This is a genomic window from Mesorhizobium sp. M1365 (genome assembly GCF_040317865.1).
In the GTDB taxonomy this organism is placed as follows: Bacteria; Pseudomonadota; Alphaproteobacteria; order Rhizobiales; family Rhizobiaceae; genus Mesorhizobium.
The window spans coordinates 1-7,809 of sequence record NZ_JAMYLG010000083.1 but is presented as its reverse complement, the minus strand read 5'-3'; the positions used below and the strand labels follow the sequence as shown (position 1 = coordinate 7,809).

Annotated in this window: 7 protein-coding genes; 4 read left to right on the top strand and 3 right to left on the bottom strand. The window is 61.0% G+C overall.

What is annotated here, in order from left to right:
* The first annotated feature begins 995 nt into the window (after positions 1-995).
* From NKH04_RS32600 to NKH04_RS32585, 4 genes are all read left to right on the top strand, one after another.
* Complete coding sequence (locus tag NKH04_RS32600) at positions 996-2,741, top strand: adenylate/guanylate cyclase domain-containing protein (protein ID WP_353045570.1); 1,746 nt, start codon at positions 996-998, stop codon at positions 2,739-2,741.
* Between the two features lie 648 nt (positions 2,742-3,389).
* Positions 3,390-4,745, top strand: a complete 1,356-nt coding sequence (locus NKH04_RS32595) for a selenium-binding family protein (protein WP_353045569.1) — start codon at positions 3,390-3,392, stop codon at positions 4,743-4,745.
* Complete coding sequence (locus NKH04_RS32590; RefSeq protein WP_352474288.1) at positions 4,742-5,113, top strand: 2Fe-2S iron-sulfur cluster-binding protein; 372 nt, start codon at positions 4,742-4,744, stop codon at positions 5,111-5,113. Before NKH04_RS32595 ends, NKH04_RS32590 begins: the two co-directional genes overlap by 4 nt.
* A 5-nt stretch (positions 5,114-5,118) precedes the next feature.
* The gene (locus NKH04_RS32585; protein WP_031212498.1) at positions 5,119-5,568 is read left to right on the top strand and encodes a CoA-binding protein; all 450 of its coding nucleotides are present in this window, start codon (positions 5,119-5,121) and stop codon (positions 5,566-5,568) included.
* Between the two features lie 76 nt (positions 5,569-5,644).
* Here the strand turns inward: NKH04_RS32585 and NKH04_RS32580 are convergent, their stop codons facing one another.
* The 3 genes from NKH04_RS32580 to NKH04_RS32570 all read right to left on the bottom strand — a co-directional run.
* Positions 5,645-6,868 carry an NAD(P)-binding domain-containing protein gene (locus NKH04_RS32580; protein ID WP_352503449.1) on the bottom strand — a complete coding sequence of 408 codons (1,224 nt, stop codon included), beginning with the start codon at positions 6,866-6,868 and terminating at the stop codon, positions 5,645-5,647.
* Positions 6,869-6,930: 62 nt separating this feature from the next.
* Positions 6,931-7,488, bottom strand: coding sequence for an OsmC family protein (locus NKH04_RS32575; protein WP_023679231.1), 558 nt, complete (start codon positions 7,486-7,488; stop codon positions 6,931-6,933).
* 56 nt (positions 7,489-7,544) lie between these two features.
* Positions 7,545-7,809, bottom strand: a 265-nt coding sequence (locus NKH04_RS32570) for a hypothetical protein (protein ID WP_353045568.1), incomplete at its 5' end; no start/stop codon positions are given.

The window sequence follows — 7,809 nt, the reverse complement described above, 5'->3', positions numbered from 1 at the left end:
ACTTCAACGACATAGACAGATGGGTGTTATGAAACAGGATTGTAGTCGGCGCGCCACAGGGCGATGGCGACGCGTGCCTGAGCCACCGACTGGTGTGACGAGGGTATCGGCGAGAACGAAGGTCGGTTAGCCACAGCTTTGTGGCGGCGACCTCATGTGCCGATCGTTGATTGAGGATTTTGGTGATTGCGGGCGGATGTCCTAAGGCTCCTAGGTGATCATCGTCCGTGGCAACTTCGCGAAGCGGCTTGCAAAACATGCCCAGTGCTCTTTTGCCGCGCGCTGGATAGTCCTACGCAGCACTTTGGCCAGCGCGCCGCCACGCAGTCAATCGACACACGACGATCGGGCGAACGCGACACAAAGTGCAAGGTCTGCCCTTAGGTCTAGGCTTCGTGATTTCGATTCAACGGCCCGCGAGCGACTAGTTTGAGCAAGCCTCAACGCTGGGCCACTCGATGTCGGCTCCTTGCCGCAATCACGCTGTTCCGACAGGCCGCGCCATGCGGCAAGTTTCTATCCAACCAAGCCGTTTGACCCACGCTGGCAGCTGCCGAGTAGGCGAAGTCCGCATCGCCTCGATCGCGCCACTTTCCGACCTCAGCACCTCTAAGCGTGAACGTCTGGTGTGATGCCCGATGCGCGTTCGTAGGCATCTCGCTGTTACGTCGCGGTGACAAAAGCACCCCCACGGTGGCGTCAACCGGTTACCAAGGGCAGTAAATATCTCCGGCCTTCTGGGAGTGGCGTGTCAGCGTCCCCAGAGGCTGCGTGGGCGTATCGCCGGTTGGCTGTTAGCGCGGCGACTGGATCGCTCCACGCCTCGCAAGCGGGATAGCGAAATCTCGTGAAGGCAAGTCAAGCTGCGTTTTCCGTTCTCTATCGGCGACGGGCGGCGGTTGGGAGAGATGGATACCATGCACACGGGGAGTCAGGAAGTTGGCAGGACATGGACGCGGGGCGGCCCGCGTGCAGGCGCTTGGCCGAGCGGTGCAATGAACACGCAGCGCCACCTCGCAGCGATCATGGTGTGCGACGTGGTCGGCTATTCGCGCCTGACGGAGCGCGACGAGCGCGGCACGCTCGAGCGGCTGAAGATCTACCGCAAGGACCTCCTCGAACCGCTGGTCTCTGAGCACCGGGGTCGGATCGTCAAGCTCACCGGCGACGGCATGCTGTGTGAGTTCGCGAGCGTCGTCAACGCGGTGGCCTCGGCGATGGCGATCCAGCAGGCCCTGGCAGAACACGAGGCGGATATGCTCGAGGAAGAGCGGATTCGCTTCCGCATCGGCGTCAATCTCGGCGACGTGGTCTGCGAGGAGGACGGCGACCTCTACGGCGACGGGGTCAACATCGCAGCCCGCCTCGACAGCATCGCCGACCCCGGCACCGTGGTCGTCTCAGGCACCGCCTACGACCACCTTCAGGGCAAGCTCGACTGCGGCTTCACGCCACTCGGCAATCTGCGCCTCAAGAACATCGAGCGGCCGGTGCGCGCCTACCGCGTCGAGAGCGACGCCGGCGCCCCGGTGGCTGCATCGCCTCCGCTGCCCGCGAAACCCTCGATCGTGGTTCTGCCTTTTACCAACATGAGCGGCGATCCCGACCAGGAATACTTCGCCGACGGGCTGGTGGAGGACATCATCACGGGATTGAGCCGGGTGAACTCCTTCTTCGTGATCGCCCGCAACTCGTCCTTCACCTACAAGGGCCGGGCGGTGGACCTGCGCCAGGTCGGGCGCGAGCTGGGCGTCCGCTACGTGCTCGAAGGCAGCATCCGCAGAGCAGGATCGCGGGTGCGCATCAGTGGGCAGTTGGTGGACGCGATCAGCGGACACCATGTCTGGGCCGACCGCTTCGAGGGCGACGTGAGCGACATCTTCGACCTGCAGGACAAGGTGACCGAGAGCGTCGTCGGCGCTGTCGAACCGAGCATCCGGCTGCAGGAGATCAAGCAGGCGCGCATGAAGCCGACCGACTACATCGGGGCCTACGACCTCTACCTTCGTGCGCTGCCGCGCTTCTACAGCATGACGCGCGAAGGCTTCGCCGACGTGCGCCGGCTCACCAACGAGGCGCTCAGCATCGACCCAGACTTCACCCTGGCGAAGGCACTCGGTGCCTATATCCGCAGCCTGTCGGTGAGTCAGTGCTGGCACGAGCCCGACGATATCCGCGTCGCCGTGCGCATGGCCCGCGAGGTGCTGGCGGACGCGCGAGACGACCCGACAAGCTTGCGTTTCGCCGCGCAGGTGATCGCCTACAGCGCCAAGGATTACGAGACGGCGCTGGACACGATCGAACGGTCCCTGCTCCTCAACCCCAATTCGGCGCAGGGCCATACGGGCAGCGGCTGGGTGAACGCCCATTCCGGCCACGCCCTCGTCGCGATCGAGCACTTCCACAGGGCGATGCGGCTGAGTCCGGTCGACCCCGAGAAGGGCATCGCGCTCTCCGGCATCGGGATGAGCTACCTGATGCTCGAACGCTACGAGGAAGCGCTGGCTTGGGGAGAACGAGCGCTGCGCGAGATGCCGAATTACGGCTCCTCGCACCGGGTGGTGATCATGGCGCTGGTCAAACTCAACCGGCCGGACGAAGCGCAGGCGGCGGAGCGGCGGCTGATGGAGGCGTTCCCGACCTACACGCTCGGCCTGCAGAGGCAGATCAACCCGTGGCGGGACAAGGTGTTCGCCGAGCACTACGTCGAAGCGTTGGGTATTGCCGGCGTGCCGGAGTGATCGTCGCGGCTGCAAAGATGCCCTCTCCTGCGCGTCACGTCCGGCCAGGCGACGCGCCCCTTGATCCCGTGTCGCTTCTGGAAGGATAGTTCTCTGGCCGGCTTGTCCGAGGACCGAGCCCGTAGAGCAGCTGTGAACAGCCGGCGAGCTCTCTCTTGGGTTCGCGTCGAACTTCCGGTTTCCACCGATACCGATATTGTTCAAAAAAGTCCGCGTCGCGGTCGCCGTGGCACTTTCGTAGGATGGTGTTTCGTAGAGACCCCAAAATTGAATCCTGATTCCATGTAATGCGCCAGGGTGGAACTGGATTCTAAGGTCGGTGGCGATTTGCGGTGCGCCGGACTTTTTCAACAGTATCGACCTAACCCAGACGTTCCCGACCGCTGGAATACTGTCTTGAAACCGTGGAAAGAAGCCGGGCGCTTTCACTTGGGCTTGGTCCAGGCACTGCTCTCCGATCACTCCGCCAACGTTCCCTCGGGATAAGAAGCTGGCGTTGGGTGGTCCCACGGGGGCTCTGTAGCCAAGTTGTACGTCACGTGCGCACTTCACAAGCCACCCCGGCCATAGCGCCAATGCCAAGCATGCACTAACATTCCAGCTTGCCCCTTTGGGGCTGGCCAGTGATCTGTTCAAAGGGAAGTACCCATGACCAATCATTGCTGTGGACCGGGCTATGCTTCTCCAGCCGAGGCGATGACGGCACCTCGCGAAAAGCTGCTCTATACGATTGCCATCTACACCGGCACGGGCATTCAGAAGCCGGACTATCTGTGCACGATTGATGTCGACCCGGAGAGTTCGACTTACAGCCAGGTGATTTCGCGTTTGCAAATGCCGGGTATTGGCGATGAGCTTCATCACTCGGGCTGGAATGCCTGTTCGTCGTGCCACGGCGATGCGAGCATGGAGCGGAAATATCTGATCGTGCCGGGTGTGCGCTCGTCAAATCTGCATATTGTCGATTGCGGTACCGATCCGCGCAGCCCGACACTGTTCAAGGTGATAGACGGCGCTGAAATCAAAGCCAGGACTAACCTGTCGGCGCCACACACGGTGCATTGCCTCGGCTCGGACATCATCGTTTCCATGCTTGGTGACGCCCAGGGCAATGCCCCCGGCGGCTATTTGCAACTCAGCAAGGAGTTCGAGATTGTCGGCCGCTGGGAAAATTCCATGGGCAGGATCAAGTTTGGTTATGATTTCTGGTACCAGCCGCGACACAACGTAATGGTCAGCTCGGAATGGGCCGCGCCCAATACCTTCATGCCTGGCTTTGACCTGGAAGAGGTTGGTCATCTGAAATATGGCCGAGAGATCCATTTCTGGGATTTTGAAAAGAAGGAGCCAAAGCAAACATTCTATCTCGGTGAAGATGGCTTGATCCCACTGGAAGTGCGATTCCATCATAACCCCGACAGCAGTCACGGCTTTGTTGGCGCGGCCCTTTCTGCAAATATCATCCATTGGTGGAAGAACGCGGCGGGTGACTGGCAATGGGAAAAAATTGTCGATGTCGACAATGAGCCGCATCCCGAATGGCCGATACCAATACCGGGCGTGATCTCGGTCATTCTGCTCAGCATGGACGATAGATACCTCTATCTGTGCAACTGGTTGCATGGCGACATTCGTCAGTACGACATCTCGGACCCTCACAACGCCAAGCTTACCGGACAAGTGTGGATGGGCGGACTTCTCGGCCGTGCGCCTGAGGTCAATGGCGTGAAAGTGACTGGCGGGCCTCAGATGATACAGCTCAGCCTCGACGGCAAGCGCCTTTACGTGACGACCTCACTCTTCTCGACGTGGGATAATCAGTTCTATCCGGAAATCCGCACCAATGGCGGATGCATGCTGATGGTCAATTGCGATACAGAAAACGGCGGCATGGAAATCGATCCGCTATTCGTTGTTGATTTTGGTAAGGAACCAAATGGACCAAGCCGCTGCCACGAAACCCGTTATCCCGGGGGTGATTGCACGAGTGACATCTGGGTATGACCTGCTTCACCATCATTCTCGCCAATCAAGGCGGTGCGGCCTTTGACGTCGATCACCGCAAGCCCCTCTTGCAAAGCTTGCGCGAGCAGGGCGTGGATCTGCCGTATGGGTGCAAGTATGGCGGCTGCATAACCTGTGCGGCCAAAATAATCAGCGGCAAAGTCGATCAAAAAGCGCAGCGGGCGCTGAACAACCGCCAGATCAACAATGGCTATATAATCCTCTGCGTCGCCCGCCCTTTGAGCGACTGCACGCTGGAGGTCGGCGTTGAGAGTCACGACAAGCTCTATCGCAACCCCTTCCTTGACCCGCTGGCCGCTCATGAATTGAAAGCCGATATTGCGACCCCGTTGGAAGCAAAGAAATGACCCATATGAATCATGATGAGCCCTATTCGGAGGCTTATCTGCAAGACATTCTGAAATCGGTCAAAACCATCGCGATGGTTGGGGCCAGCCCCGATAAAACTAAATTTTCCTATGGGGTACTCAGGGTGCTGCACGAAATCGGCTACGACATGATCCCGGTCAACCCCAGTCCCGGTCTGGATGAGATTCGAGGGCTTAAGGTGTACGCGTCACTAGCGGCCATCGACCGGCCTGTGGATATGGTTGAGGTTTTTCGCCGCTCCGAAGATCTGTTGGAAGTTGCACAGGAGGCCATCGCAATTAATGCCAAGGTTCTGTGGGGTCAGATTGGGGTGCGCGATGACGCTGCCGCCCAGTTGGCGGAGGAAGCGGGCTTGAAAGTGGTGATGAACCGCTGTCCAAAGATTGAGTTGTTCCGCCCCTTCTGGAAGCCAAAGCTGCATTTGGGAATATGACTGCAGGGGCGCAGAATTCGGGGTTGTCGCGGCAACCAACCTGTTCCCTCTGGAGTCTCAGACGTTGATTCTGCTATCAGATTGAATTTTGCCCGAGGTATGATGCCAGATGATCGCTGAGATCACGCGCGTCGTCGCCAGCGCCGTCGATCAGAGCAGACTTGCGGCGGCGCAGAAACTGCGTCCCCATCAGGTACAGGCCCGGATGTTCCGCTACACCGCCGTCGTGACGGACGTGGCCCTTGCGGTCGAGGACCGGCAGTTCCAGCCAGGAGTAGTCCGGCCGGTAGCCGGTGGCCCAGATGATCGTCCTGATAGCGCCCCCGGCAAGATCGAGGCCGAGCGGCGGGTTGTCCTCGACACGGGTCGGCGGCGGGCGATCCGGCGGCCCGACCGTAGCGTCCAGGCCGTTGGCGCGCGCCCATTCGTCGATGAGGTCGAGCAGCCGGGCCATCTTGAGATCGGAAAGCGCGCACATGTTGCGCAACGACCCCGCAAACTGGGCCTTGCCGTCTTCGGTGATGCCGGCAAGACGACCGATGAGCCGGACGCCGAGGTCGTCGAGCGCATTGAGGTCGAGGGTGATGCGGTCGGGCGTGCCGGCAAGCTGTAGCGAAGGAACCCGTCGCGCCCGCCTGATGTCGTCCACCTCGTCGTAACGCTCGTCGAGCACGCCGGCGGCGTCCATCCACCATTCCAGGTCCTTGCCGCGATAGACGCGGGGCGCCCGGATGTGCTCGCCCACCGACAGGGTCACTTGACGCCCCGAACGCTGCAGCTCCTGCGCGATCTGGGTGCCGCTCGACGACGCGCCCACCACCATCACGCCACCGTCGGCGACCTGACCCGGATTGCGGTAGGACTGTGCCGTCAGCATGGCGACCGACGGCGGCACGCGGCTGGCGACGTCGGGCAGGCGCGCGATGTTGCACGCGCCCGACGCCAGCACGACGGTCCGACACCGCCACTCGCCGCGGTCCGTGCGCACAAGATATCCCGCCCCGTCGCTGCGAACCGAGGTAACGGTCGTGTGGGTTCTGACCGGAGCCGAGATCGCCTTGGCATAGTTCCCGAGGAAGTCGATCACCTCAGGCATCGTCCGGTAGCCGTCGGGATCGTCGCCGTCATAGCGAAAGCCCGGCAGCCGGCTCTGCCAGTTCGGGGTGAGCAGCCGTAGTGAATCCCATCGCTCGGTGCGCCAGGTATGGGCGATCTCGCCGCGCTCCAGCAGCACATGGTCGATAGAGCGCTCCGCGAGGCAGCGGCTCATCGCGAGCCCCGCGTGCCCCGCGCCGACGATCGCTGTGGTGACGGAACTAATCGCACCCTCTCATCAGGAGAGTCTACGGTTCGAAGCGCCTTTCAATTCACCACGACCGTGACGTTCGTCGGATTGGTGACAATGTCATAGACCGCCGACCGCTTCTGCGACTGAGCGACGATAGCCTCGATGTCCTCGCGCTTGGCGTCGGCGTCGATGTTGTATTTCACCGTGATGCCGCTGAAGCCGTTGCGCACGTCGCTGTCGATGCCGAGAATTCCGGCGAGATCCATGTCGCCTTCGATGGTCGCCTTCACCGACTTCAACTGGATGTTCCGGTTCTGGGCAACCGCGGCGATGCCGGCGGTCAGGCAACTCGCCAGTCCGACCAGCACGTATTCGACGGGCGTGGCGCCCTTGTCCTGGGAAGCGAAGACCTCCGGATGGTCTGCGTCGAATGTGAAGGTGGTCTTGCGATGCTGATCCTCGCCGAGACCGTAGAAGCTCTCGACCGACGAGTGGCTGTGGGTGCCATCCTTCCATTCGCAGGCTGCGCGCCACTTGAACTGCGCTGCCTCCGGGGCGTTGGTGAGCGCTTCGCGTGCGCCGAGCAGCGCCTCTACGTTAACACCGTTGTTTGCCTGTACTTCGGAAGCCATAATTATTATCCTCCCTACCTTGCACTGGCTCAAAAACCCGACCGATCTCACTGACCTCAGATTTCACCATGGCGCGGCATGCTATGGGTCGCGAAGCGTTTCTTCAAGTTGTTTCCGCGGCGGAATGTTCGCCCTCGTGTGCCGAGTTGTGCCTTTGCAGGCTCTGACGCGATCACGACCTTCAGCGCGGTCAATTGCAGTGTCTGCTTCCGGGCGGAGGCAAAGTTCGCCTCTATGGCCGACATTGCTGAAGGGTTTCGGGTGCCGTCAGGCGTACGAAAGTCTCTGATGCAGGAACCCGCGGGCCGCAGGCGGTGAGCT